The sequence below is a fragment of the Mesorhizobium sp. YR577 genome (assembly GCF_900116595.1).
Classification (GTDB): Bacteria; Pseudomonadota; Alphaproteobacteria; order Rhizobiales; family Rhizobiaceae; genus Mesorhizobium_M.
Window position 1 is genome coordinate 75,393 of record NZ_FPBI01000006.1, and the last position, 22,919, is coordinate 98,311.

At 62.4% G+C, this 22,919-nt stretch carries 27 protein-coding genes; 17 read left to right on the plus strand and 10 right to left on the minus strand.

The features are described 5' to 3' along the window. Positions 1 to 25 precede the first annotated feature (25 nt). The 5 genes from BM413_RS10280 (at position 26) to BM413_RS10300 (ending at position 4,629) form a co-directional block, all read left to right on the plus strand. Positions 26 to 847 (plus strand): ABC transporter permease, encoded by an 822-nt coding sequence (locus BM413_RS10280; RefSeq protein WP_244537839.1) that lies wholly within the window; start codon positions 26 to 28, stop codon positions 845 to 847. Continuing rightward, complete coding sequence (locus tag BM413_RS10285) at positions 844 to 1,632, plus strand: ABC transporter permease (RefSeq protein ID WP_091913376.1); 789 nt, start codon at positions 844 to 846, stop codon at positions 1,630 to 1,632. The genes BM413_RS10280 and BM413_RS10285 overlap by 4 nt, the downstream gene beginning before the upstream one ends. Position 1,633: 1 nt before the next feature. After that, positions 1,634 to 2,752 carry an ABC transporter ATP-binding protein gene (locus tag BM413_RS10290; protein WP_091912998.1) on the plus strand — a complete coding sequence of 373 codons (1,119 nt, stop codon included), beginning with the start codon at positions 1,634 to 1,636 and terminating at the stop codon, positions 2,750 to 2,752. A gap of 33 nt (positions 2,753 to 2,785) precedes the next feature. After that, positions 2,786 to 4,168, plus strand: coding sequence for an NAD(P)/FAD-dependent oxidoreductase (locus BM413_RS10295; RefSeq protein WP_091912999.1), 1,383 nt, complete (start codon positions 2,786 to 2,788; stop codon positions 4,166 to 4,168). Between the two features lie 104 nt (positions 4,169 to 4,272). Then, positions 4,273 to 4,629 (plus strand): cupin domain-containing protein, encoded by a 357-nt coding sequence (locus BM413_RS10300; RefSeq protein WP_091913001.1) that lies wholly within the window; start codon positions 4,273 to 4,275, stop codon positions 4,627 to 4,629. Between the two features lie 53 nt (positions 4,630 to 4,682). On the opposite strand, the gene BM413_RS10305 is transcribed toward BM413_RS10300, so the two are convergent. Beyond that, positions 4,683 to 4,919, minus strand: coding sequence for a hypothetical protein (locus BM413_RS10305; RefSeq protein WP_091913002.1), 237 nt, complete (start codon positions 4,917 to 4,919; stop codon positions 4,683 to 4,685). Positions 4,920 to 5,135: 216 nt separating this feature from the next. Continuing rightward, positions 5,136 to 5,345 (minus strand): cold-shock protein, encoded by a 210-nt coding sequence (locus BM413_RS10310; RefSeq protein WP_091913004.1) that lies wholly within the window; start codon positions 5,343 to 5,345, stop codon positions 5,136 to 5,138. A 299-nt stretch (positions 5,346 to 5,644) separates the two neighbouring features. On the opposite strand from BM413_RS10310, the gene BM413_RS10315 reads away from it, so the two are divergent. Next, complete coding sequence (locus BM413_RS10315) at positions 5,645 to 5,959, plus strand: hypothetical protein (protein ID WP_091913005.1); 315 nt, start codon at positions 5,645 to 5,647, stop codon at positions 5,957 to 5,959. A 3-nt stretch (positions 5,960 to 5,962) separates the two neighbouring features. On the opposite strand, the gene BM413_RS10320 is transcribed toward BM413_RS10315, so the two are convergent. Continuing rightward, positions 5,963 to 6,379 carry an Lrp/AsnC family transcriptional regulator gene (locus tag BM413_RS10320; RefSeq protein ID WP_091913007.1) on the minus strand — a complete coding sequence of 139 codons (417 nt, stop codon included), beginning with the start codon at positions 6,377 to 6,379 and terminating at the stop codon, positions 5,963 to 5,965. A gap of 165 nt (positions 6,380 to 6,544) precedes the next feature. Between BM413_RS10320 and rocF the strand changes: the two genes are divergently transcribed. Beyond that, positions 6,545 to 7,519, plus strand: a complete 975-nt coding sequence (rocF, locus tag BM413_RS10325; protein ID WP_091913009.1) for an arginase — start codon at positions 6,545 to 6,547, stop codon at positions 7,517 to 7,519. Positions 7,520 to 7,538: 19 nt separating this feature from the next. Here the strand turns inward: rocF and BM413_RS10330 are convergent, their stop codons facing one another. After that, entirely contained in the window at positions 7,539 to 8,603 is a 1,065-nt protein-coding gene (locus BM413_RS10330; RefSeq protein WP_091913010.1) for a Glu/Leu/Phe/Val family dehydrogenase, read from the minus strand. 128 nt (positions 8,604 to 8,731) lie between these two features. Between BM413_RS10330 and BM413_RS10335 the strand changes: the two genes are divergently transcribed. From BM413_RS10335 to lpdA, 5 genes are all read left to right on the plus strand, one after another. Further along, entirely contained in the window at positions 8,732 to 9,196 is a 465-nt protein-coding gene (locus BM413_RS10335) for an Lrp/AsnC family transcriptional regulator (RefSeq protein ID WP_091913012.1), read from the plus strand. Between the two features lie 84 nt (positions 9,197 to 9,280). Continuing rightward, the gene (locus BM413_RS10340) at positions 9,281 to 10,513 is read left to right on the plus strand and encodes a 3-methyl-2-oxobutanoate dehydrogenase (2-methylpropanoyl-transferring) subunit alpha (protein WP_091913013.1); all 1,233 of its coding nucleotides are present in this window, start codon (positions 9,281 to 9,283) and stop codon (positions 10,511 to 10,513) included. Positions 10,514 to 10,515: 2 nt separating this feature from the next. Next, complete coding sequence (locus BM413_RS10345; RefSeq protein ID WP_091913015.1) at positions 10,516 to 11,529, plus strand: alpha-ketoacid dehydrogenase subunit beta; 1,014 nt, start codon at positions 10,516 to 10,518, stop codon at positions 11,527 to 11,529. 2 nt (positions 11,530 to 11,531) lie between these two features. Then, the gene (locus tag BM413_RS10350) at positions 11,532 to 12,872 is read left to right on the plus strand and encodes a dihydrolipoamide acetyltransferase family protein (RefSeq protein ID WP_091913017.1); all 1,341 of its coding nucleotides are present in this window, start codon (positions 11,532 to 11,534) and stop codon (positions 12,870 to 12,872) included. Positions 12,873 to 12,876: 4 nt separating this feature from the next. After that, positions 12,877 to 14,274, plus strand: a complete 1,398-nt coding sequence (gene lpdA, locus BM413_RS10355) for a dihydrolipoyl dehydrogenase (protein ID WP_091913019.1) — start codon at positions 12,877 to 12,879, stop codon at positions 14,272 to 14,274. A gap of 97 nt (positions 14,275 to 14,371) precedes the next feature. Here lpdA and BM413_RS10360 read toward each other — a convergent pair whose 3' ends face one another. The 6 genes from BM413_RS10360 to BM413_RS10385 form a co-directional block, all read right to left on the minus strand. Further along, positions 14,372 to 14,713: a winged helix-turn-helix domain-containing protein gene (locus BM413_RS10360; RefSeq protein WP_091913021.1), complete on the minus strand. Its 342-nt coding sequence runs from the start codon at positions 14,711 to 14,713 to the stop codon at positions 14,372 to 14,374. Between the two features lie 102 nt (positions 14,714 to 14,815). Continuing rightward, positions 14,816 to 15,919 carry a molybdenum ABC transporter ATP-binding protein gene (gene modC, locus BM413_RS10365; RefSeq protein ID WP_091913023.1) on the minus strand — a complete coding sequence of 368 codons (1,104 nt, stop codon included), beginning with the start codon at positions 15,917 to 15,919 and terminating at the stop codon, positions 14,816 to 14,818. Then, a complete protein-coding gene (gene modB, locus BM413_RS10370) occupies positions 15,916 to 16,617 on the minus strand; it encodes a molybdate ABC transporter permease subunit (RefSeq protein WP_091913025.1) in 702 nt (233 codons plus the stop codon). The genes modC and modB overlap by 4 nt, the downstream gene beginning before the upstream one ends. A 17-nt stretch (positions 16,618 to 16,634) precedes the next feature. Then, positions 16,635 to 17,435, minus strand: coding sequence for a molybdate ABC transporter substrate-binding protein (gene modA / locus BM413_RS10375; protein ID WP_091913027.1), 801 nt, complete (start codon positions 17,433 to 17,435; stop codon positions 16,635 to 16,637). Positions 17,436 to 17,675: 240 nt separating this feature from the next. Further along, on the minus strand, positions 17,676 to 18,986 hold the full coding sequence (locus BM413_RS10380) for a sensor histidine kinase (RefSeq protein ID WP_091913029.1): 1,311 nt from the start codon (positions 18,984 to 18,986) through the stop codon (positions 17,676 to 17,678). Next, positions 18,983 to 19,642, minus strand: coding sequence for a response regulator transcription factor (locus tag BM413_RS10385; RefSeq protein ID WP_091913031.1), 660 nt, complete (start codon positions 19,640 to 19,642; stop codon positions 18,983 to 18,985). Before BM413_RS10385 ends, BM413_RS10380 begins: the two co-directional genes overlap by 4 nt. A gap of 162 nt (positions 19,643 to 19,804) precedes the next feature. Here BM413_RS10385 and BM413_RS33570 point away from each other — a divergent pair, with 162 nt between their 5' ends. Genes BM413_RS33570 through BM413_RS10405 form a run of 5 tightly spaced genes read left to right on the plus strand, consistent with a single transcriptional unit; the run spans position 19,805 to position 22,723 of the window. Then, positions 19,805 to 20,068, plus strand: coding sequence for a PepSY domain-containing protein (locus BM413_RS33570; RefSeq protein WP_348272898.1), 264 nt, complete (start codon positions 19,805 to 19,807; stop codon positions 20,066 to 20,068). Then, positions 20,061 to 20,261, plus strand: a complete 201-nt coding sequence (locus BM413_RS33575) for a hypothetical protein (protein ID WP_244537829.1) — start codon at positions 20,061 to 20,063, stop codon at positions 20,259 to 20,261. Before BM413_RS33570 ends, BM413_RS33575 begins: the two co-directional genes overlap by 8 nt. A 25-nt stretch (positions 20,262 to 20,286) precedes the next feature. Next, entirely contained in the window at positions 20,287 to 21,027 is a 741-nt protein-coding gene (locus BM413_RS10395; protein WP_244537830.1) for a glycosyltransferase family 2 protein, read from the plus strand. Next, a complete protein-coding gene (locus BM413_RS10400; protein WP_091913034.1) occupies positions 21,024 to 21,314 on the plus strand; it encodes a lipid-A-disaccharide synthase N-terminal domain-containing protein in 291 nt (96 codons plus the stop codon). The genes BM413_RS10395 and BM413_RS10400 overlap by 4 nt, the downstream gene beginning before the upstream one ends. Positions 21,315 to 21,328: 14 nt before the next feature. Beyond that, positions 21,329 to 22,723 (plus strand): ArnT family glycosyltransferase, encoded by a 1,395-nt coding sequence (locus tag BM413_RS10405; RefSeq protein WP_091913035.1) that lies wholly within the window; start codon positions 21,329 to 21,331, stop codon positions 22,721 to 22,723. Positions 22,724 to 22,919: the final 196 nt, after the last annotated feature.

Here is a 22,919-nt window from a genome sequence, read left to right on the forward strand (position 1 = left end):
AGCATCCGAGCCGCGCCGCTGGCGGCTGGCGGACTATCCGTCGCTGCTAACCGTTCCGGCCATCCTGCTGCTCATTGCGGCAATGGCCTATCCGCTGCTGACGATCGTGCTGCGCAGCTTTTCCGAGCCCGAATGGGGCCTGCAGAACTACGTCTGGTTCTTCTCCACGCCAGTTAATCTCACCGTCCTTGCCCGCACCTTTTCCATTTCCGCCTGCGTCACCATCGTCTGCGTGATCGCGGCCTATCCTTATGCCTATCTGATGACGACAGTCGGCCCGCGCATGCGCCTCGTCCTCATCATGTGCGTGCTGGTGCCTTTCTGGGTCAGCGGCGTAGTGCGCACGCTCGCCTGGGTGATCCTGCTTCAGGATTCCGGCGTCATCAATTCGACCTTGAAGGCCATCGGCTTCAGCTCGATCCGGCTCATCCGCACCCAGACCGGCGTCGTCATCGGCATGGCGCAGGTGCTTCTGCCCTTCATGATCCTGCCGCTCTATTCGGTCATGCGCGGCATCGACCTGCGATTGGTGCAGGCGGCACGCAGCCTCGGCGCGCGGCCGGCGCTCGCCTTCCTGCAGGTCTATCTGCCGCTGTCGCTGCCCGGCGTATTCGCCGGCGCGATCATCGTCTTCATCCTGTCGCTCGGCTTCTACATCACCCCCGCTCTGCTCGGCGGCCCGCGCAGCACCATGCTGTCGACGCTGGTGCAAAGCCAGGTGCTGAGCCTGCTCAACTGGGGTCGTGGCGGCACCATGGGCGTCGTGCTGCTGGTCTCGACCTTCGTGCTTCTGGCGATCGCCGCGCCCTTGATGCGCCAGCGCCACAAGCAGGCATCGAGGAGCTGACGATGAAACCGTTCCGCATCATCCTCGGCCTGTTCTGCCTGCTGGTTGCCATCTGGCTCATCATGCCGACGCTCGTCGTCATCCCGATGTCCTTCAACGACAAGAAGTCGCTGGCCTTCCCGCCGTCCGGCTTCTCCTGGCAGTGGTACGCCAACTTCTTCACCAATCCCGAATGGTCGAACAGCCTTCTCAATTCGCTGAAGGTCGCCGGCATCGTCGCCGTCGTCGCCACCTTCATCGGCACGCTGGCCGCGTTGGGCCTCAGCCGCATGAAGCATTCCGGCGCCGGCATATTGCGCGCCATCCTCATCACGCCGATGGTCGTGCCCGGCGTGGTGCTGGCGATCGGCATCTACGCGGTCTATCTCAACTACCAGCTTGTGGGCACCACGCTGGGCTTCGTGCTTGCCCATACGATGCTAGCGATCCCCTTCGTCATCATTGCGGTCTCCGCGAGCCTTGAAGTGTTCGACGTAAGGCTCGAAACGGCTGCGGCAAGCCTCGGCGCCAACCGCTTCACCGCTTTCCGCACGATCACGCTACCGCTGATCGCGCCAGGCATCCTGTCCGGTCTGCTGTTTGCCTTCGTGACATCCTTCGACGAGATCATCGTCGCGCTGTTCATCACCAGCCCCTATCTGAAGACCCTGCCCGTGCAGATCTTCACCAGCATCACCCGCGACGCCGACCCGACCGTCGCCGCCGTCGGAACCATCATTTTCCTCGCCACCACACTCGTGATCGCCGCAGGGCTGATCATCGGCTCGAAATCCAAAAGGAGCTGACATGTCCACGTCCAAGACCAGAGAACGCGGCGCAGCGATCGATATCCGGGATGCCACGAAACGCTACGGCAAGTTCACCGCGCTCGACAACGTCAGCCTCCATATCGAGCCGGGCGAGTTCATGACGCTGCTCGGGCCCTCGGGCTCGGGCAAGACGACGACGCTGAACGTGGTCGCCGGCTTCACCGACCTCACTTCCGGCGACCTTTCGGTCGGCGGCGAAAGCATCGTCGGCGTGCCGGCGCACAAGCGCAACATCGGCGTCGTGTTCCAGCATTACGCGCTGTTTCCGCATATGACGGTCGGCAAGAACGTCGCCTATCCGCTCACCCTTCGCGGCGTCGAAAAGGGCGAGCGCGAGCGCCGCGTCAAGGCGGCGCTCGACATGGTCAAGATGGCCGACTTCGCCCATCGCTATCCAAGCGAGCTTTCCGGCGGACAGCAGCAGCGCGTGGCGCTCGCCCGCGCCATCGTCTTCGATCCGCCACTGCTTCTGATGGACGAGCCGCTCGGCGCGCTCGACAAGAAGCTGCGCGAATGGCTGCAGCTCGAGATCAAGCGCATCCACCGCGAACTCGGCACCACCTTCGTCTATGTCACCCACGATCAGGAAGAAGCGCTGGTGCTCTCCGACCGCATCGCAGTGTTCAACCAGGGCCGCATCGAGCAGATCGGCACCGGCCGCCAGCTCTATGACGAACCGGCAACGCTGTTCGTCGGCAAGTTCATCGGTGAATCAACGACCTTGCGCGGCAAGGCCGAAACATCAGGCCTTGAGACCGGTCTGACCATCGCCGGCCAGAAGATCGTAGCAAAGGAAAAACTCGCTGGCGGCGAGACGCCGGTGATCCTGCTACGCCCCGAAAAACTGTCGCTCGCAGCCGCCAAGGCACCCATCACCGACGGGCAGAACAGCCTTGCCGGCCAGGTCAGCGAGGCGATCTATCTCGGCTCGGGCTCTAAATACCAGGTCGTGCTGCGCGACGGCTCGATTGCAGTCGTGCGCTCTTCGCTGGAGGCAAAGCCCTTTGCCATCGGCGACGAGGTCGATCTGCGCTGGTCGGTGGAGGATTCCAAGCTGCTCGCCGACGACGACCGCGCCGACATGACGCTGACCTGACCCCCTCATTCCCCCTCGCAGGATTTTTTGAACATGGACGCCAAAGTCAATGGCAACGTCTCCTTCTGGTATGCCGATATCGGCCTGCCGGCCTTTCGCGCACCGCTTCCCGGCGATCTTGAAGCCGACGTCTGCATCGTCGGCGCGGGCTACACAGGCCTGTGGACGGCCTACTATCTGAAGAAGGCCGATCCCTCGATCCGCATCGCCATCGTCGAAAAGGAATTCGCCGGCTTCGGCGCTTCCGGCCGCAATGGCGGCTGGCTGTCCGGCGGCTTCGGCTGGTCGCGCGAAAAATACCTGAAGACCTCGACGCGCGGCGCCGTCATCGACATGCAGCGCGCCATGTACGGCACGGTCGAGGAGGTGATTTCGGTCACTGAAGCCGAAGGCATCGACGCCGACATCCTGCGCACGGACAACATCACCGTCGCCACCAACAAGCCGCAGCTCGACCGCGCCCGCGCCGAATATGAAGAGGCCAAGGCATGGGAAATGCCGGCCGACCGCATCGAATTTCTAAGCGCCGCCGATGCCCGCGCCCGCATCGCCATCCACAATGTGCAGGGCGCCTATGTGCTGCGCGGCATGGCACGTGTGCAGCCGGCCAAGCTGGTGCGCGGCCTCTCCGACGCCGTCGAGCGCCTTGGCGTGCCGATCTATGAGCAGACGACCGTGACCGGCATCGAAAAGGGCAAGGTCACGACCAATCGCGGCACGGTGCGCGCGCCCATCATCATCCGCGCCACGGAAGGTTTCACTGCCGGCATCCCCGGCAACGAACGGCTCTGGCTGCCGCTCAACAGCGCGCAGATCATCACCGAGCCGGTGTCGGACGCGCTGTGGGACGAGATCGGCTGGAAGGGCCATGAGCTGCTGGGCGACGCCGCCCACGCCTATTGCTACGCCCAGCGCACCCGCGAGGGTCGCATCACCATGGGCGGGCGCGGCGTGCCCTATCGCTACGGCTCGCAGACCGACGTGCGCGGCCAGACCCAGCAGCTGACGATCGAAAAGCTCCACGCGATCCTCGCACGCCTTCTGCCGCAGACCAAGAACCTGCGCATCGACCACGCCTGGTGTGGGGTGCTCGGCGTGCCGCGCGACTGGTGCACGACTGCCGGCCTCGACCCTGAAACCGGCATCGGCTGGGCCGGCGGCTATGTCGGGCTCGGCGTCTCGAGCTCGAACCTCTCGGGCCGCACGCTGCGCGACCTCATCCTGCGCCGCGACACCGAACTGACCCGCCTGCCCTGGGTCAACCGCCAGGTCAGCAAATGGGAGCCCGAGCCGATGCGCTGGCTGGGTGTGCACTCCATGTATCAGCTCTACCGCATGGCCGACGAACGCGAGGAAGCTGGTCTCGATCACACCTCGAAGCTGGCCGCCATCGCCGATCGCATCACCGGGCACTGAGGAAACTCGGACCCCGTCGAATCGCACTCATGCGCCGTTGGTTCGGCGCGTGACCTCACCAAAACGCCAGCAGAGCATATTCTTGCATAACTTTGGATAACATCATGACCGACTTCCAGACCTTCGCCCACCTCGCCTCCATCGATCTCGGCGAGCCCGCGCCGAAGCCGACCTCGCTTGAGGGCAATCAGGTCGAGGCTGCAAAGACGCTATGGTCTTCGCCGGACGGAAAGCTGGAAGTGGGTGTATGGGAATGCACGCCGGGCCGCTTCACAGCATCGCGCGATACCAATTCGGAAACCTGCCACATCGTTTCCGGCCGTGTCTCGCTGCATGGCCCGGATGGCCGCAGCCAGGAGGTGAGTGCCGGCGAAATGCTGGTTCTGCCGAAGGGCTGGCGCGGCGAATGGACGATCCACGAAAAGACGCGGAAGCTCTACATCATTCACGAAGAGGCGTAGCCGTCACTGAAGATCGCGCCTGTGCGTTGAAGCCGGCGCGGTCCTGATTGCGATCAGGCCTTGGAGCCGCCGGCCTTGCGCTTCGGCGCGACCGGATTGGCAGCGGCGCGGGCCAGATCTTCAGCCTCTTTCTGCAAACGCAGTTCACGCAGCCTGGCGGTCTTGGCTTCGCGTTCGTTGCCGATAGCGTCATGCTCGTCGACAATGCGATTGCGGGCAAGCGATTGGGTCTGTGCCTTGCTGAAGGCAAGCTCGGCCTGCTCGCGAGTCTTTTGGGAATTGTCGGCCATGGTTTGCCTCCTGGAGCAACCAAGCATCGCTTCGAAACGCTTTCGAAGAATGCGAAAACAAAAATTACACAGCACTGAGACTTGTCACCCACCCCGTAGCTGTGAGCGCGGGTGGAGCTGAAACAAAAAAGGCCAGGCAATTGCCTGACCCTTCCTTGTCATTCGTCTTGCCAACGGTGCCAGTACATCCGTGGTCACCGGCTGGACGAATGATATTTATGCAGCCTGAAGCTGGTCAGCCGACATCTTGCCGGACTTGTTGTCCCGCACCATCTCGTAGCTGATCTTCTGGCCTTCGACGATGTCGCGCATACCAGCGCGCTCGACTGCGGAGATATGGACGAAAACGTCCTGGCCGCCATCATCAGGCTGGATGAAACCGAAGCCCTTAGTCGAATTGAACCACTTTACTGTTCCGGTGCTCATAGCGAACCCTTTCACGGAAAATATTAATCATTCACCGCACGAATGCGCGATGATTTTCACATCTCGATTTTGAAGGGAAGTTCGTCAGGAGCGCGCTAAGCGTGCGCAAAACCAAAATTCGATCTAACAAATATCGATGAAAAACTTCTAAACTTCTTCAACCGAATAGTCAAATTATTTATTTTTATTGAGATTTCTCGGGCGAAATACGTCGCGGCCAATTTTACTTGTCAGGCAAAATTCCTGGTAGCATCGTCTTCGCACATCGATCCCTACCGCCAGAAATCGAAAGACGCAGCATGACAGAAGCAGGCAACAAGCAGAGCGGCATCGCCTTTCGCGCACTCCGCAACGGCAAGACAAATGCGATCGACGCCGATCAAATCGAAGTCGCGCTTCCCAACGGCGTGACATTCCTGATCTCGGCCGCTGAGCGCCCGCAAGGCGGCATCGCCCTGCACATCCCGGCCAAAGGCCCGGACGATCCACAATCCAGCGTCTTTTCCATCGAACCGGGCGCTGCCCACACGATCTTCATCCGCGCCACGCTCTACGACCGCGACACAGACGACGGCCTGCGACCGGAAGACCTCAACGCTTCAAACGACGATTGACGTTTACGCCGGCGCGAGCAGCAGGCTCGTTTCCGTCCTCGAAATGCCGTCGATCATGCGCACGTCATAGAGAACCCTGTCGAAATCGAGCAGCGTCGCGACCTCGACTTCCGCGACCAGATCGAACGCGCCATTGGTGGTGTAGAGCGTCTTGATGCCGGGCATAGCCTTGAGCGACTGCACCACGCGGCGCGTATTCTTGCCTTCCACCTCGATCATCATCACCGCCGACACCCGGTCGCCGGAAAGATCCGAGCGGACGCGAACGGTGAAGCCGGCGATCTCCTTGGTCTCGACCAGCCGGTCGAGCCTGTTCTGCACCGTGCCGCGCGAAACGCCGAGCATGGTCGCCAGTTTTGAAAGCGGCGCACGCCCGTCTATGCGCAAGGCGGAAATCAGGCGTCGATCAAGGTCGTCCATATTCGTCTCGATGATAGTTTGAGCAAAGCATTTGGCGTTTTGCTCAAATGACTATGCAAATATACACATGTCTAGCATATTCTTTGATATCGCCTGACCGTAATTTCACCAAACCGGGTCGTTGAGCCATCACAACAAAAGCTTGCCCGGCCTGGGATTTCGATCATGCTTCATCAGCCAAAAGACCTTTCCAACGTGCAATCCGGCGCGTTGCGGATATTCGACAGATTGCCCAGGAATATCGCCCTGTTCGGCGCGCCCGTCCAGGAAGGCGCGGGAAAGCTGGGCTGCAAGATGGGCCCGGATGCTCTGCGCGTTGCCGACCTACCCAAGGAACTGGCAAGCCTCGGCCATGCCGTGACGGACCACGGCGATCTCACGCCGGAACTGGTCACCGACCTGACAATCCCCGGCGCTGCTCTCCACGCCGAAATCATAACCGGCTGGACGCGGACGCTCGACAAGGCCGCCTATGGCGCGCTCGCGGCCGGGCAGTTGCCGGTCTTCCTCGGCGGCGATCACAGCCTGTCGATGGGTTCGGTGTCGGGTGCCGCCCGCTTCGCTGCGGAAGCCGGCCGGCCGCTTCATGTGCTGTGGCTCGATGCCCATTCCGATTTCAACACGCCGCTGACTTCGCCGTCCGGCAACATGCATGGCATGCCGGTCGCCTTCTTCTGCGGCCGTCCCGGCATGGAGGGCATTCTCCCGAACGACCGACCGCTGGTCAGGCCGCAGGATGTTTCGATCTACGGCGCCCGCTCGATCGATCACGACGAACGCAAGGCGCTCCGCGAAGCCGGTGTCAATGTCTTCGACATGCGCGTGATCGACGAGCGCGGCACCGGCGGCATCATGCGCGACATTCTCGACCGCGTCGAAGCCGAAAACGCCATGCTGCATGTCAGCTTCGATGTCGATTTCCTCGATCCGGACCTGGCGCCGGGCGTCGGCACCGCCGTGCGCGGCGGCGTCACCTATCGCGAGGCCCATCTGGTCATGGAAATGCTGGCCGATCGCGGCGTGACAACCTCACTCGATCTGGTCGAACTCAACCCCTTCCTCGACGATCGCGGCAAGAGCGCGCTGCTGGTCGTCGAATTGATTGCCAGCCTGTTCGGCCGGCAGGTCTTCGAACGCTAACCCAGCAAAGCCGTCAGCGCTACGCCACCCGCCTCGCCCGCGGCCGCGCCTCGGCAACGATCGTGCGCGCCATGGCGTCGGCCACGAAGTTCGGGCCTTCGCCGCTGGCCTCGGCTGCATCGAAAACCGCAGCCAGCCGCTCGGGAATGCGGCACACGCGCTCATCGACGGCAGCACTCGCCTCGCCCATCTTCTCGGCCACGACATTGATGATACCACCGGCATTCACCAGATAGTCCGGCGCATAGAGAATGCCACGCGCAGCCAGTCGCCTGCCGTCTTCCGGCACCGCAAGTTGGTTGTTGGCCGCGCCGCAGACCACTTTGGCTTTCAGGTTTTCGATGGAACGCTCGTTGAGCACCGCGCCAAGGGCGCAAGGTGCGACAACATCGACATCTGCCGAGAGCACGTCCTCGGGTCTGACGACCACGGCCCCGTAAAGATGGGCAGCCTTGGCGGCACGCTCGGCCGAGCCGTCGGCTACCACAAGATGCGCACCGTCCTGGTGCAGCAGGCGGCAAAGCTCCATGCCGACATTGCCGACGCCCTGGACGGCCACTGTCCTGCCGGCAAGCTTTCCGCCCAACCGGCGCTCGACCGCATGGCGCAGCGAAAGAAACACGCCGAGCGCCGTCCACGGCGAGGGATCGCCACCGGCATGGCTGCCATTCGAAGGCAGGCCGGCGACATGACGGGTTACGCTGTGCACCGCCTGCATGTCCGAGACATGGGTGCCGACATCCTCTGCCGTGATGTAGTTCCCGCCGAGGCTATCCACCGCCTTGCCGAATGCCTTGAAGAGCGCTTCCCGGTCGAATTCGCCTTCCGGCCGCATGATGACGGCCTTGCCGCCGCCGAAGGGCAGGCCGGCCAGCGCGTTCTTGTAGGTCATGCCTTCGGCCAGACGCGAGGCGTCGGCGATTGCATCATCCTTCTGTGCATAGGACCAGAACCGGCAGCCACCAGCGGCAGGCCCAAGTGCGGTCGAATGAATGACGATGATGGCGCGCAACCCGGTTGCCGGATCATCGAAGAAGCTGACCTTTTCGGCCGACGCGCTGCCTGTGGTGAAAGTCTCGATCATTTGAATCTCCCAATTCCCATTAGGAGAATAGTAGCTGCGCAGTTAGGAAATTTTCTGCCTAATATATTGCTATTATCAAAAATTGTGACATTAATAATGCTCAACAAGCCTCGACATACGGTTGATCTATGCCGAACGATCTCGACCCGCTCGACCGTCGCATCCTGCTGCTGATGCAGGATGATGCTTCGCGTTCCACGGCCGAGATCGCCGACATGGTCGGCATGTCACAGTCGCCGTGCTGGCGGCGCATCCAGCGGCTGAAGGACGAGGGCTATATTACCCGGCAGGTCGCCATCATCGATCGCCGCAAGGTCGGGCTGAACGCGCAGATCTTCGCGCTGGTGAAGCTGACCATGCACGGCCGGCAAAATCTCGAGGATTTCGCCAATGCCATCCGCTCCTATGACGAGGTATTGGAATGCCACGTGCTGATGGGCACGTTCGACTTCCTGATCCGCGTCGTCGCCGCCGACAACGACGCCTATCAATCTTTCTTCTTCGAAAAACTCAGCAGCCTGCCCGGCATCCAGGAAGTGAACTCCATCGTCTCGCTTTCCGAGATCAAGTCGACGACGGCGCTGCCGCTATGACGCAACCGAGCCAGGCATGTTCGCGAACTTGACCATGGCTACCGAATGTAATTGGCTTCGGATTGAAGCCGGGAGGAACAAGGCATGACCGAAGGCAGCCCGCTTAGCCTGCATGTGCCCGAGCCGGAGGTACGCCCCGGCGGCACGCCAGACTTCTCCAACGTGCCGATACCCAAGGCCGGCTCGGTGCCGCGCCCTGAGGTGGATGCCGATCCGAAATCGATCCGCGACCTCGCCTATTCGATCATCCGCGTGCTCAACCGCGAAGGCGAGGCCGTAGGACCGTGGGCCGGCACGCTGACCGACGAGGAGCTTGCCGAGGGCCTGCGCCACATGATGACGCTGCGCGCCTTCGACACCCGCATGCAGATGGCGCAACGGCAGGGCAAGACCTCCTTCTACATGCAGCACATGGGCGAGGAAGCGGTGAGCTGCGCCTTCCGCAAGGCGCTTAACCAGGGCGACATGAATTTCCCGACCTACCGCCAGGCCGGCCTGCTGATCGCCGGCGGCTATCCCATGGTCGAGATGATGAACCAGATCTATTCCAATGAACACGACCCGCTGAAGGGCCGGCAACTGCCGGTCATGTATGCGTCGAAGGAGCATGGCTTCTTCTCGATCTCCGGCAATCTGACGACGCAATATATCCAGGCTGTCGGTTGGGCGATGGCCTCGGCCATCAAGAACGACACCAAGATTGCCGCCGCCTGGGTCGGCGACGGCGCGACCGCCGAAAGCGACTTCCACGCCGCCCTCGTCTTTGCCTCGACCTATAAGGCCCCGGTCGTGCTCAACATCGTCAACAATCAGTGGGCGATCTCGACCTTCCAGGGCATCGCCCGCGGCGGCTCCGGCACCTTTGCTGCGCGCGGCCTCGGCTTCGGCATTCCGGCCCTGCGCGTCGACGGCAACGACTATCTCGCCGTTCATGCGGTGGCCAAATGGGCGACCGAACGCGCCCGCCGGAATCTCGGGCCGACGCTTGTCGAATATGTAACCTACCGCGTCGGCGCGCATTCGACCTCGGACGATCCTTCCGCCTACCGGCCCAAAACCGAGTCCGACGCATGGCCGCTCGGCGACCCGGTGATAAGGCTGAAGAACCATCTCATCCTGCGCGGAGTATGGTCCGACGAGCGCCACAAGCAGGCCGAGGCCGAAATCCTCGACACTGTCATCACTGCCCAGAAGGAAGCCGAAAGCCACGGCACGCTGCATGCCGGCGGCAAGCCCTCCACGCGTGACATGTTCGAAGGCGTCTATGCCGAGATGCCGCCGCATCTCAGGCGTCAGCGCCAGCAGGCGGGGGTCTGATCATGCCCAGAATGACCATGATCGAGGCGATCCGCGGCGCCATGGACGTATCGATGGACAAGGACGACGATGTCGTCGTCTTCGGCGAGGATGTCGGCTATTTCGGCGGCGTCTTCCGCTGCACCCAAGGCCTCCAGCAGAAATACGGCCGCACCCGCTGCTTCGATGCGCCAATCAGCGAACTCGGCATCGTCGGCGCTGCCATCGGCATGGCCGCCTACGGCCTGAAGCCCTGCGTGGAAGTTCAGTTCGCAGATTACGTCTATCCGGCCTATGACCAGATCGTCTCGGAGGCGGCGCGCCTGCGCTACCGCTCCAACGGCGAGTTCACCTGCCCCATCGTCATCCGCATGCCCACCGGCGGCGGCATTTTCGGCGGCCAGACCCACAGCCAGAGCCCGGAAGCGCTTTTCACGCACGTCTCCGGCTTGAAGGTCGTGGTGCCGTCAAACCCGCATGATGCCAAGGGATTGCTCATCGCTTCCATCGAAGACCCCGACCCGGTGATTTTCCTGGAGCCCAAGCGCCTCTACAACGGCCCGTTCGACGGCCATCACGAGCGCCCGGTGACGCCCTGGTCAAAACACCCGCTCGGCGAAGTGCCGGAAGGCCATTTCACCGTGCCACTGGGCAAGGCGTCGATCCGCCGCGAAGGCACGGCGGTTACGATCCTCGCCTACGGCACCATGGTCTATGTCGCCGAGGCCGCAGCGGAAGAGACCGGCATCGATGCCGAGATCATCGACCTGCGCACGCTCTTGCCACTCGACCTCGACACGATTGTCGCCTCGGTGAAGAAGACCGGCCGCTGCGTCGTCGTGCATGAGGCGACGCTGACCTCCGGCTTCGGCGCGGAACTGGCAGCCCTCGTCCAGCAGCATTGTTTCTATCATCTCGAAGCGCCCGTTGCCCGCGTCACCGGCTGGGATACGCCCTACCCGCATGCGCAGGAATGGGACTATTTCCCCGGTCCCGCCCGTCTCGGGCAGGCCCTTCGCGAAACCATGGAGGCCTGATCATGGGTGAACATGTCATCAAGCTTCCCGATGTCGGCGAAGGCGTGGCCGAGGCCGAGCTTGTCGAATGGCACGTCAAGATCGGCGACCTCGTGCGCGAGGATACGCTGCTCGCCGCCGTCATGACCGACAAGGCCACCGTCGAAATCCCCTCGCCTGTCGATGGCGAGATCATCTGGCTGGGTGCTGAAATCGGTGATGTCGTTGCCGTCGGCTCGCCGCTGATCCGGCTGAAGGTCGAGGGCGGTGCAGATGCACCATCAGAACCTCAGGCAGAGACACCACGCACCCCCACCCCTAACCCCTCCCCACAAGGGGGAGGGGAACCGGTTGCAGCGCCGGTTGAAACGGCTCGGGTTAAAACCGCGCCCCAATCGACGGGCGCAACGCAATCCCCCTCCCCCTTGTGGGGAGGGGCCAGGGGTGGGGGTAAGCCGACCTCAACCGGCGCTCCCCGCGCCGAAGGCGAAAGGCCGGTCGCCTCGCCTGCCGTCCGGCTGCGCGCCAAGGAAGCCGGGCTCGACCTGCGCCAGATATCCGGCACCGGCCCGGCTGGGCGCATCAGTCACGAGGATATCGACGCCTTCATCGCCCGCGGCCCGCAAACCGCGCCTGCCACCACACGCGGCCTCGCTCAAAACACCGCCGTCGAGGACATCAAGATCGTCGGCCTGCGCAGAAAAATCGCGGAGAAGATGTCGGTTGCGAAATCGCGCATCCCGCACATCACCTACGTCGAGGAGATCGACGTTACCGCGCTGGAAGACCTACGCGCCGCCCTCAACAAGGCCAAGCGCCCCGACCAGCCCAAGCTGACGCTGCTGCCCTTCCTGATGCGGGCGATGGTCAAGGCCATCGCCGACCAGCCCAATGTCAACGCGATCTTCGACGATGAGGCTGGCATCGTGCACCAATATGGCGGCGTCCACATCGGCATCGCGGCCCAGACGCCCGGCGGCCTGATGGTGCCGGTGGTGCGCCATGCCGAAGCGCGCGACATCTGGGATTGCGGCGCGGAGGTCAACCGCCTTGCCGACGCCGCCAAAACCGGTACGGCAACACGCGAGGAGCTTTCCGGCTCGACCATCACCATCACTTCGCTCGGCGCGATGGGCGGCATTGCCACCACGCCCGTCATCAACCATCCGGAAGTGGCGATCGTCGGCGTCAACAAGATCATGGTCCGCCCGATGTGGGACGGCACGCAGTTCCTGCCGCGCAAGATGATGAACCTTTCATCCAGCTTCGACCATCGCGTCGTCGACGGCTGGGACGCCGCCGTCTTCATCCAGCGCATTAAGACGCTGCTGGAGACGCCTGCCATGATCTTTATCGAAAGCTGAGCTGATGAAAGACATTTCCTGCAAGCTTCTGGTCATCGGCGCGGGTCCGGGCGGCTATGTCTGCGCCATCCGCGCCGGCCAGCTCGGCGTCGATACGGTCATCGTCGAAGCGGAAAAGCCCGGCGGCACCTGCCTCAATGTCGGCTGCATCCCGTCCAAGGCGCTCATCCACGCCGCCGAGGTATTCGAGAAGGTCTCGCATATGGCGGGTGCCAAAAGCCCGCTCGGCATCACGGTCGAGGCGCCGAAGCTCGACCTCGCCAAGACCATCGCCTGGAAGAACGGTATCGTCGGCCGCCTCAACAGCGGCGTCACGGGCCTGTTGAAAAAGGCCAAGGTCAAGATCGTACATGGCCGCGCGAAATTCCGCGACGGCAAGACGGTTGAGGTCGAGACCGAAACCGGCACGCAGATCATTCGCGCCGAAACGGTGGTGATCGCGACGGGTTCGGCCCCGGTCGAACTGCCATTCCTGCCCTTCGGCGGCCCGGTCATTTCCTCCACTGATGCGCTCGCCTTGACTAAGCTACCGGAAAAGCTCGTCGTGGTCGGCGGCGGCTATATCGGGCTGGAACTCGGCATGGCGTTTGCCAAGCTCGGCTCGAAGGTCACGGTGGTCGAGGCCGAAGCCCGCATCCTGCCGCAATATGATTCCGAGTTGACGCGGCCTGTTTCCAAGCGGCTCGGCGAACTCGGCGTCACCGTGCTGACAGGTGCGAAGGCCAAAGGCCTTTCATCGAAAGGCGATGCCCTGGTCATCGAGGCTTCAGGCGGCGAGGAGCAAAAACTGCCCGCGGACAAGATACTCGTCACCGTCGGTCGCAAACCGGTCATGGACGGCTGGGGGCTGGAAGAAATCGATCTCGACCGTGCCGGCAAGTTCCTGCGCATAGACGACCAGTGCCGCACTTCGATGCGCGGCGTCTATGCCATCGGCGACGTCACCGGCGAGCCGATGCTGGCGCACCGGGCCATGGCGCAGGGCGAAATGGTGGCCGAGATCGTTGCCGGCAACAAGCGCACATGGGACAAGCGCTGCATTCCCGCCGTCTGCTTCACCGACCCGGAAATCGTCACCGCCGGCCTGTCGCCGGACGAAGCGCGGGCCCAGGGCCGCGAGATCAAGATCGGCCAGTTTCCCTTCGCCGCCAATGGCCGCGCCATGACCATGCTCGGCGAGGAAGGTTTCGTCCGCGTGGTGGCGCGCGCCGACAATCATCTGGTGCTCGGCATCCAGGCTGTCGGCCACGGCGTGTCCGAGCTTTCCACTGCTTTCGGGCTGGCGATCGAGATGGGTGCGCGGCTGGAAGATATCGCCGGCACCATCCACGCGCACCCGACGCAAGGCGAAGGTTTTCAGGAAGCAGCACTCAAGGCGCTCGGCCACGCGCTGCATATTTGAGCCATAATATGTCCCTCAGTCCGTAGAGGACGGGGGAAGGTGCCGGCAGATGCGAAGCAGTATCGTCCCACCCAAACAAGGGCCGGCGATCGCCGCTTCAGCCAGCCTCGATTTCAGCTTGCAGCGCAACCATGTGTTGCTGGGCAGCGGCCGTAGCGGCGCGCTCGATGGCACGGAACCGGCTCACCACCGCCAGCCCGACCGGCGTCAATTGCGCCCCGCCGCCACGTTTTCCACCGGTCTGCGCGGAAACGACCGGCTTGCCGAACAGCTTGTTCATCTCCTCGACCAGATCCCAGGCGTGCTTGTAGGACATCTTCATGCCGCGTGCGGCCGCCGAGATCGATCCGAAGGCGGCGATCTGTTCCAGCAATTCGATCTTGCCCGGTCCGATGCGGCCGTCGGGGTCAAGATTTATACGCAGGCTGAGCGATGGCATGGTCGTCGTTCCTGATGCTCACGCGCTTGGCGCGCCGTCATTTGCAGTGTTCTAGCCTGCCCGTGTCGCTATGTCATTGCGAACATAGCCGATTCCCATAATTCACACCGGCTTGACGCCGGACATCGTATTGGCCCTGTCGAAACTGACGGTCTTCACCACGGCAAAGACCGGCTTGCCAGCCTCAAGCGCAAGAGCGTGACACGACTGCCGGGTGATGCGCGCCAGAATGGTCTGGCCGCTGCAATCAATCAGCACATCCGCCAGCGTGCCGTTGCCCGAGCTTATGCTGGCGATCTTGCCCGACAGGATGTTGAGCGCGCTCAAGCCCCGAGGCCGCTCGGTCGCGATGATCACGTCGCGCGCCCTTATCCGAACGCGAACCGATGCACCGACGGGCGTCCCGAGCCCGGAAACGCGAATCTCGCCAGCAGCCGACTGCAAAACCGACATGCCGAAGCTTTCATCATGGGCAGAGACAGTCATGTCGACCACGGAACCGCCCTCGCCGATCTCCTCTTCGGACAGAAGGTCGAGCCGCTGCATGATCTCGGCCGCAGGGCCCGATGCCGCCACCTTGCCGCCTGCCATGACGACGACATCGCTCGCCAGCCGCGCCACCTCGGCAATCGAGTGGGTGACATAGACGATCGGCGTTTTCGTCTCGTCGCGCAGCCGTTCGATATAAGGCATGATCTCGGCCTTGCGCGCATCGTCGAGTGCGGCCAGCGGCTCATCCATCAACAGCAGCTTGGGGCTTGCCAGCAGCGCCCGGCCGATTGCAACGCGCTGCTTCTCGCCCCCAGAGAGATGGCTCGGGCGCCGGTCGAGCAGATGCCCGATGCCGAGCAGTTCCACCACGCGGCCCATATCATCATGCCGCTCACCCTTCGGCGTGAACCAGCGGCCGTAGGACAAGTTGCTGCGCACATTGAGATGCGGGAAAAGCCGGGGCTCCTGGAATACATAGCCGATGCGCCGCTTGTGCTTGGGCACGAACACACCCGCCTGCGTATCGACGAAAACGCGGCCCTCAGCCGCAATACGACCCTCGTCGGGACGCAAAAGTCCGCCGATCAGGTTCACAAGCGAGGTCTTGCCCGAGCCCGACGGCCCGAACAATGCCGTCAGCCGCCCCGCGCTTTCGAAGCGCGCTTCCAGCGAGAAATCGCCAAGGCGATTCCTGATGTCGACCGCGACCGTCATTCGAGATCCATCCTGCGGCCAAGCCTGCGCGACAGTGCCTCTGAGGCTATAAGTGCTGCCATGGAAATCACTATGGAAACCAGCGTCAGGCGCAGCGCGCCGGCATCGCCCCCCGGCACCTGCGTGAAGGTATAGATGGCGGAAGGCAGCGTTTGCGTCTCGCCGGGAATGTTGGAGACGAAGGTGATCGTCGCACCGAACTCGCCCATCGCCTTGGCGAAGGAGAGGATCATGCCGGCAATGACGCCCGGCAGCGTCAGCGGCAGGGTGATCGTCAGGAACACCCACGCCGGATTGGCGCCAAGCGTGCCCGCCGCCGCCTCGAGCCGACGGTCGATGGCTTCAATCGACAGCCGGATGGCGCGGACCATCAGCGGAAAGCCCATGACCCCGCAGGCAAGTGCTGCACCCGTCCAGCGAAAGGAAAAGACGATGCCGAAATGTTCGGCCAGAAAGGCGCCAACCGGGCCGCGCCGTCCGAAGGTCAAAAGCAGCAAATAGCCGGTGACCACGGGCGGCATTATCAACGGCAGATGCACGATGCCGTTGAGGACAGACTTGCCCCAGAACTTTCCGCGCGCCAGAAGCAGCGCGATCAGGATTCCGGGTGGCAGGCTTGCCACCATGGCCCAGGTGGCAACCTTTATGGAAAGCCGGACCGCATTCCACTCTTCAGGACTGAGGTCCAGCCATTCCATGCTTTACGAAAAGTCCTTTAGTTCGATGCGACAGGCGCGAGGAAGGTAAAGCCCTGCGCCTCGAACATCTCCTTGGCCTTGGCCGACTGGAGATATTTCACGAAGCCCTCGGCGTCTGCATTCTTCGATTCCGCTGTCAGTCCAACGGGATAGACGATCGGCGCGTGCGAGTCTTCCGGGAAAGTGCCGACGACCTTCACGTCCGGCTCCGCAACGGCGTCCGTTGCATAGACGATGCCGAGAGCGGCCTCGCCCGTCGAGACCAGCTTGAGGGCTGCGCGCACATTTTCCGCCTGCGCGACTTTGCCTTCGACCGAGGCCCAGACGCCAAGCTTTTCAAGTGCGGCCTTGCCGTATTTACCGGCGGGAACGGCCTTCACGTCGCCCATGGCGAGCTTGCCGTCGCCGAGCAGTGCGGCGAGATCGAAATCCGGAGCGATGGTCGCTTCGGTCGTCGCGTCCTTCGGCGCAACCAGCACGATGCGATTGCCAAGCAGTTTCAGCTCGGTGTCGGCTTTGATGAGCTTCTTGTCGGAGAGATATTTCATCCAGTCCAGGTCGGCCGAGATGAACACGTCAGCCGGCGCGCCTTCCTCGATCTGCTTGGCCAGCGCCGAGCTCGACGCATAGGAAATGGTCGCCTGCTTGCCGGCATCGGCCTGCCAGGCGGTGTTGATGTTGTCGAGCGCGTTCTTGAGGCTCGCCGCGGCGAAAACCGTAACGTTGTCCGCAGCTTGCGCGGCAGGTGCTGCCGCAAAGAACACGGCGGCAAGGCCGCTGATGGCAAGCGCCAATCCAAAACGTCTGCGTGTGAACATGATATCTACTCCCGGTTCGGATTTGAATTCTGTCATATCGCGGATGGTCGAACGGTCACCCCATCGATATATCCACGCGGATATAACAATGAATCGATACCGAAAGTAAACCGCCCTCACGAGCTATTACCGGCTGTAAGAGAGATTATTTCGCCGGCGAGAGCGTTGTTCCAAACGGGAATAACGCACGGCCGCTCGACCCGAACCGAGCTCTGCCTATCGCTCCGAGTTGTGCATCCCCTAAAAACGTATCGCCGCCTCGAAACCATCTTCCCGATCGCTGGCCGGCGACCGGAATTCCAGCGTTCCGCCCATCCGCCGCACCAGCGTCGCAGCAATTGCCAGACCGAGGCCGGAACCTTCGGCTTCCGTCTTGCCTCGCTTGAACCGGGTCGAGAGTTGAGCAAGTTCGCTCGGCGGTATCACCGCCCCGCCGTTGGAAACGGTGATGGAGCCGTTCTTGCCGGCGACGACCTTGACCGGACTGTCCGTCGACCCGTGGACCAAGGCGTTCTCGATCAGGTTGCGCAGAGCGATGGCGAAGGCATCGATGTCGACCTTTCGCGTCAGGCTGGTGCCCGTCTCGACATCCAGCGTCAGGCGCCCGGCATTGTCGGGTTTTCGTTCGAATTCCTCGGTGAGAAGGCGCACGACGGGAACCAGATCGACCGAGCGATCCGAAACGCCGATGCCCGACTCCGCGCGAGACAGCTGAAGCAGCTTTTCGGCCAGATGCGCCAGGCTTTCGAGCGCCTTCTCGATGTTGCGCGCACGCTTGCGAGCCGCCCCCTCGGGAAGTTCGGCGATCAGTCTCTGGGTCTGGGCCAGCGCTCCGGCGATCGGCGTGCGCAGTTCATGCGCGCTGTTGGCGGCAAACTCGCGCTCCGCATCGAGCGATGTGCGCAACCGCTCCAGAAGCCGGTCGACGGACGTGGCGATCGTATTCAGTTCCGCAGGCAGGCCCACGGTTCCCACAGGCGATAGATTGCCGCCATCCCGAGCGCCGATTTCATCGCGCAACGTTCGGATCGGCGCCAGGGAGCGACGCACGACAAGCCAGACCGCAGCCATGCTCAACGGCACCAGCGCCAGCAGCGGAAGGAAAAGCGTCAGAGCGCCCTCCAGCATCGCTTCGCGACGCTGCGCCAGAGGATCGGCGACCTGCAGGAACAGCGTGCCGCTGACCGCTACCTCGGTATAGATGCGATGTGTCGGCGTGTCATAGAAGCCGCGCTTCAACGGCGCAGCAAGCGGCTCCGGCAGCGCGTCGTGCGAATGCAGAAGCACACGGCCATCCTTGTCGCGAAGCTGGTAGGTCAGATATTCCGCGTGTTCAGTGCCGCTGTCGTTCATCCGAAACGGATCGGTGGATTGCTCGCGCTGGAAGACATCGTTGACGACGAGCGGTAAAAGGCGCTGCGCGGTCTCCTGAAGCGCGCTGTCGAAGACCTCGTCGAATTCCTCGCGCATCACTAGCGCGCCAAAGCCCGCCGCCGCGAACCAGAACAGGATCGTGGCGCCCGTCAGCCAGAGCATGAGCCGGCGGGTCATGACACCGAAAACCTGTAGCCGACGCCGCGCACGGTGACGATGCATTCGGCGCCGAGCTTCTTGCGCAGGCGGCTGATATAGACCTCGACCGCATTGCTCTCAATTTCGGCCCCAAATGCATAGAGCGCATCCTCGATCTGCGCCTTGGAGACGATCGAACCCTTTCGGCTCAGAAGGCTGTCCAGCACCGACCACTCCCGCGCGGTCAGATCCATCGCCTCGCCATCCCGTGCGATCCGCCTTTCGGCAGGCGCTATCTGCAGTGCGCCGAAGGTCAGGGCTGGCTCGGGGCTTTGCCCGTAGCGCCGGGCAACCGCATGAATGCGGGCCGCGAGTTCGCCAAGATCGAACGGCTTGACGAGATAGTCGTCGGCACCTGCATTGAGCCCGTCGATACGGCTGGATATCTGGTCGCGCGCCGTCAGGACGATAACGGGCGTAATGTCGCCGTCTCTGCGCAGGTCCCGCAGAAACGAGACCCCGTCGCCATCCGGCAGCTGGAGATCGAGCAGCATAAGGCCGTAGCTCGTCGCCCGCGCATGATCGCGCGCCGCTGCAAGCGTGGTTGCCCAGTCCACCGCGTGGCTGTCTGCAACGGCGTGGTCACGGACCGCACCGCCTATGGCCTTGTCGTCTTCGATAAGCAGTATGCGCATGCGAATGGCTTCGGTCCGGGTGAACGCACGTCATCCCTTATACGATTAAACCGGCGCAGCGTTGAACCACCCGTATTTTTTGCCTGCTTTCAGGTTGCTGTCAGCTTCGGCTGCCAAGGGACAGCCGGGAAATTGTTCAATGGGACAGCTTTGAAGAGCCTCGTGATTTCAGGCCTTATCGTCAACCTGGCGACCGTCGCGGCATATGCCGGCGAGAGATGCGACGTGCCTGTCGCCGACTGGCAGCCGCGCGAAGCGCTGCGGTCCAAACTAGAAGCCGGCGGATGGCATATCCGGGCGATCAAGGCGGCCGATGGCTGCTACGAAGCCTTCGGCGTCGACGAAAAAGGCAAGGCTTTCGAAGCCTATTTCAATCCCAGGACCCTCAAGCCGATCAACAAGACGAGCGACGGAAGCCATGGCTGATCCGAAAGCGTCATATGCCCGGCGAAAGGCCCACCTCATCAGGGTCTTGCTGCTGTTCGGCCCGATCGTCCTGGCCCTCGGACTTCTGCTGCTTTCATTCGGAGCAGGCCACATCCATCTGGCAGCGCAGGGTTCCTGCACCAGCATCGCCGACGTCGTATCGCAGGGCACATTCAAATGCCGCTCATCATAATGGACCCAGTTCGAGGACTAGCCGCTTGATTTCCGTTGTTGTGCCTGTCCTGAACGAGGCCGAAAACATCCACGCGCTCATAACCGAAATCGGGATGGCGTCAGCTTTCAGCCCGATCCGTGAAATCGTCTATGTCGATGACGGCAGCACGGACGACACGCTCAAGTGCCTGCGCGCGCTGATGGCCGAGGTTCCGATGCTTCGCGTCGTCCACCATGACCGGCCGCTTGGCCAGTCCGCAGCGTTCCAGTCCGGCGCCCGCGCGGCAACGCAGCAACTCCTGGTTTTCATGGATGGCGACTTGCAGAACGACCCGGCGGACATTGCCCTGCTGATCGGCCGCTATCGCGAGAAGGCCGCGCCTGGCGCAAAGATCGCCGTTCTCGGGCAACGCGCCATACGCAACGACAGCGGGCTGCGGCGCATATCCTCCGTGCTCGCCAACAAATTGCGCGCAAAGGTACTCAGCGATGGAACGCGCGACACCGGCTGCAGCCTGAAAATGATCCGCCGCGAAGACTTTCTGGCGCTCCCCTATTTCGACCACATGCACCGGTTCCTTCCAGCCATGCTGCTTCGCAACGGCGTCGAGCTTGCCCATGTCCAGGTTTCGCATCGCGCACGCATTCATGGCCGCTCGAAATACGGCTTCTGGAACCGTGCCCTCGTCGGCGCCGTCGATCTCATGGGCGCAGCGTGGCTGATCCACCGCAGATTGCCCACAGACTACAGGCCTCAGGAAATCAGCAAGGCAGAACCGCAATGACAACATCGACGATCTGGCTAGGCATCGGACTTGTGGGCCAAGCGCTGTTCTTCATGCGCTTTCTGGTCCAGTGGATCGCATCCGAATTCAAACGCCGCAGCGTCCTGCCGCAGGCGTTCTGGTATTTCAGCATCCTGGGCGGGATAACGCTTCTCACCTATGCGGTGCATCAGCACGACATCGTCTTCATCATCGGACAGGGCACCGGCCTGCTGATCTACGCCCGCAATATCATGTTGAGCCGGCGCCCGGCACAGATCGAAACTGCCGAACCTTCGGCCGGCTAGAGCGGCACAGCTTCATGACGATCTCGAAGCCGCTCGATCGCGCGCTGCCCTATCTGCTGCTTGCCGTCTTCTTCGCTGTCTCCATCGCCGCGCGCCCGCTGCTGCCGGTGGATGAGACGCGATACCTGACGGTCTCGTGGGAAATGTTCCTAAAGCAGAGCTTCTTCGTTCCAACGATGAATTTCGAGCCCTATTTCCAGAAGCCACCGCTGCTGTTCTGGCTGATCGACCTTGCCTGGGGCGTCTTCGGCGTCAGCCGGCTCGCGGCAGTCGGCGTCATCTTCGTCATTTCCTCGCTGGTCATCTACCTGACGCAGCGACTGGCAAAAGCGCTGTTCCCCAATACCCAGGGCATAGCGGAACGAACGCCGTGGCTGATGCTGGGGAGCACGATTTTCGTGATCTATTCCAGCCTGATCCTGTTCGACCTGCTGCTGACTCTTTTCGTCCTCGCTTTCATGCTCGCCCTTCTGGCCTTCGCAAGAGGTCGCGGCCTGCGCTACGCAGTTCTCGCCGGGCTGTTCATCGGCCTCGGCGTGCTGAGCAAGGGGCCGGTGGTGCTCATTCATGTCGCCAGCCCGATCCTGATGTATCCGCTCTGGCGAAACTCCTCCTCTGACCTGCCGACGCGAAAATTCTTTTCCGGCATCGCACTGGCACTCCTCGTCGCCTTCTTCCCGGTCATCGCCTGGCTCGGGCCGGCCTTCTACCAGACCGGCGTGGATTTCGCTTACAATCTCGTCTGGCGGCAGGCTGCCGGCCGCGTCTCGGGCTCGATGGAAGGCGCTCACGCGCGTCCCGTCTATTTCTATCTCCTGCTGCTGCCGGTCGCCCTCCTGCCGTGGATCCTGTCGGTTGATCTCTGGCGATCCAAGCCCTGGCAACACACAGCCGAACCGCAGGACCGTCGCATCCTGCGTTTTCTGGCCCTCTGGTGCCTCGCCGTGCTGGTCGTCTTCAGCCTCATATCGGGCAAGCAGCCGCATTATCTGGTGCCGATCCTGCCGCCACTCATCCTCCTGTTCGGATATTTCATGTCGACAGTCCGGCTCGCGACCATTCGCACCGGCGCCGTCATCATGCTCGCCTTGGTCGGCGTCGGACAAGCAATCGCTGCATTCACGGTGTTTGAGCGATACGACCTGAAGCCCCTGGCCGCTTACGTCGCAGAACACTGGAGCGCAGAGTGGGCATTCGCTGGCCGCTATCAGGGAGAACTGACGTTCCTGGCGCGAATGGAAAAGCCTTTCGAGATTTTAGCTCAAGGCAGTGCGGATGACTGGCTTGGCAGGCATCCAAGCGGCTATGTCATTGTGGAAACCGGCACCAGGCTGGACAGCAACCCGCAGGTTCTTTTCACGCAGCCTATCGAGAAGGGTTATCTGACCGTGCTGGGCAACCCCAAATAGCGATCCGTCTACCAGGTCAAATCCGGTCGTTTTGACAAAACTAGCCTGATTACACCTAAAAGATAGTCTATTGACATATAGCCCCCCTCTGCATAGCTTGCCGCCGAGCTTAGACCGGTCGGCAAAGTTGAGGACACGCTGATGGTAGTTGCCGGCTGAAACAGCGGCGCAGCCGGCCTGGCTTGTTTGACCCAGT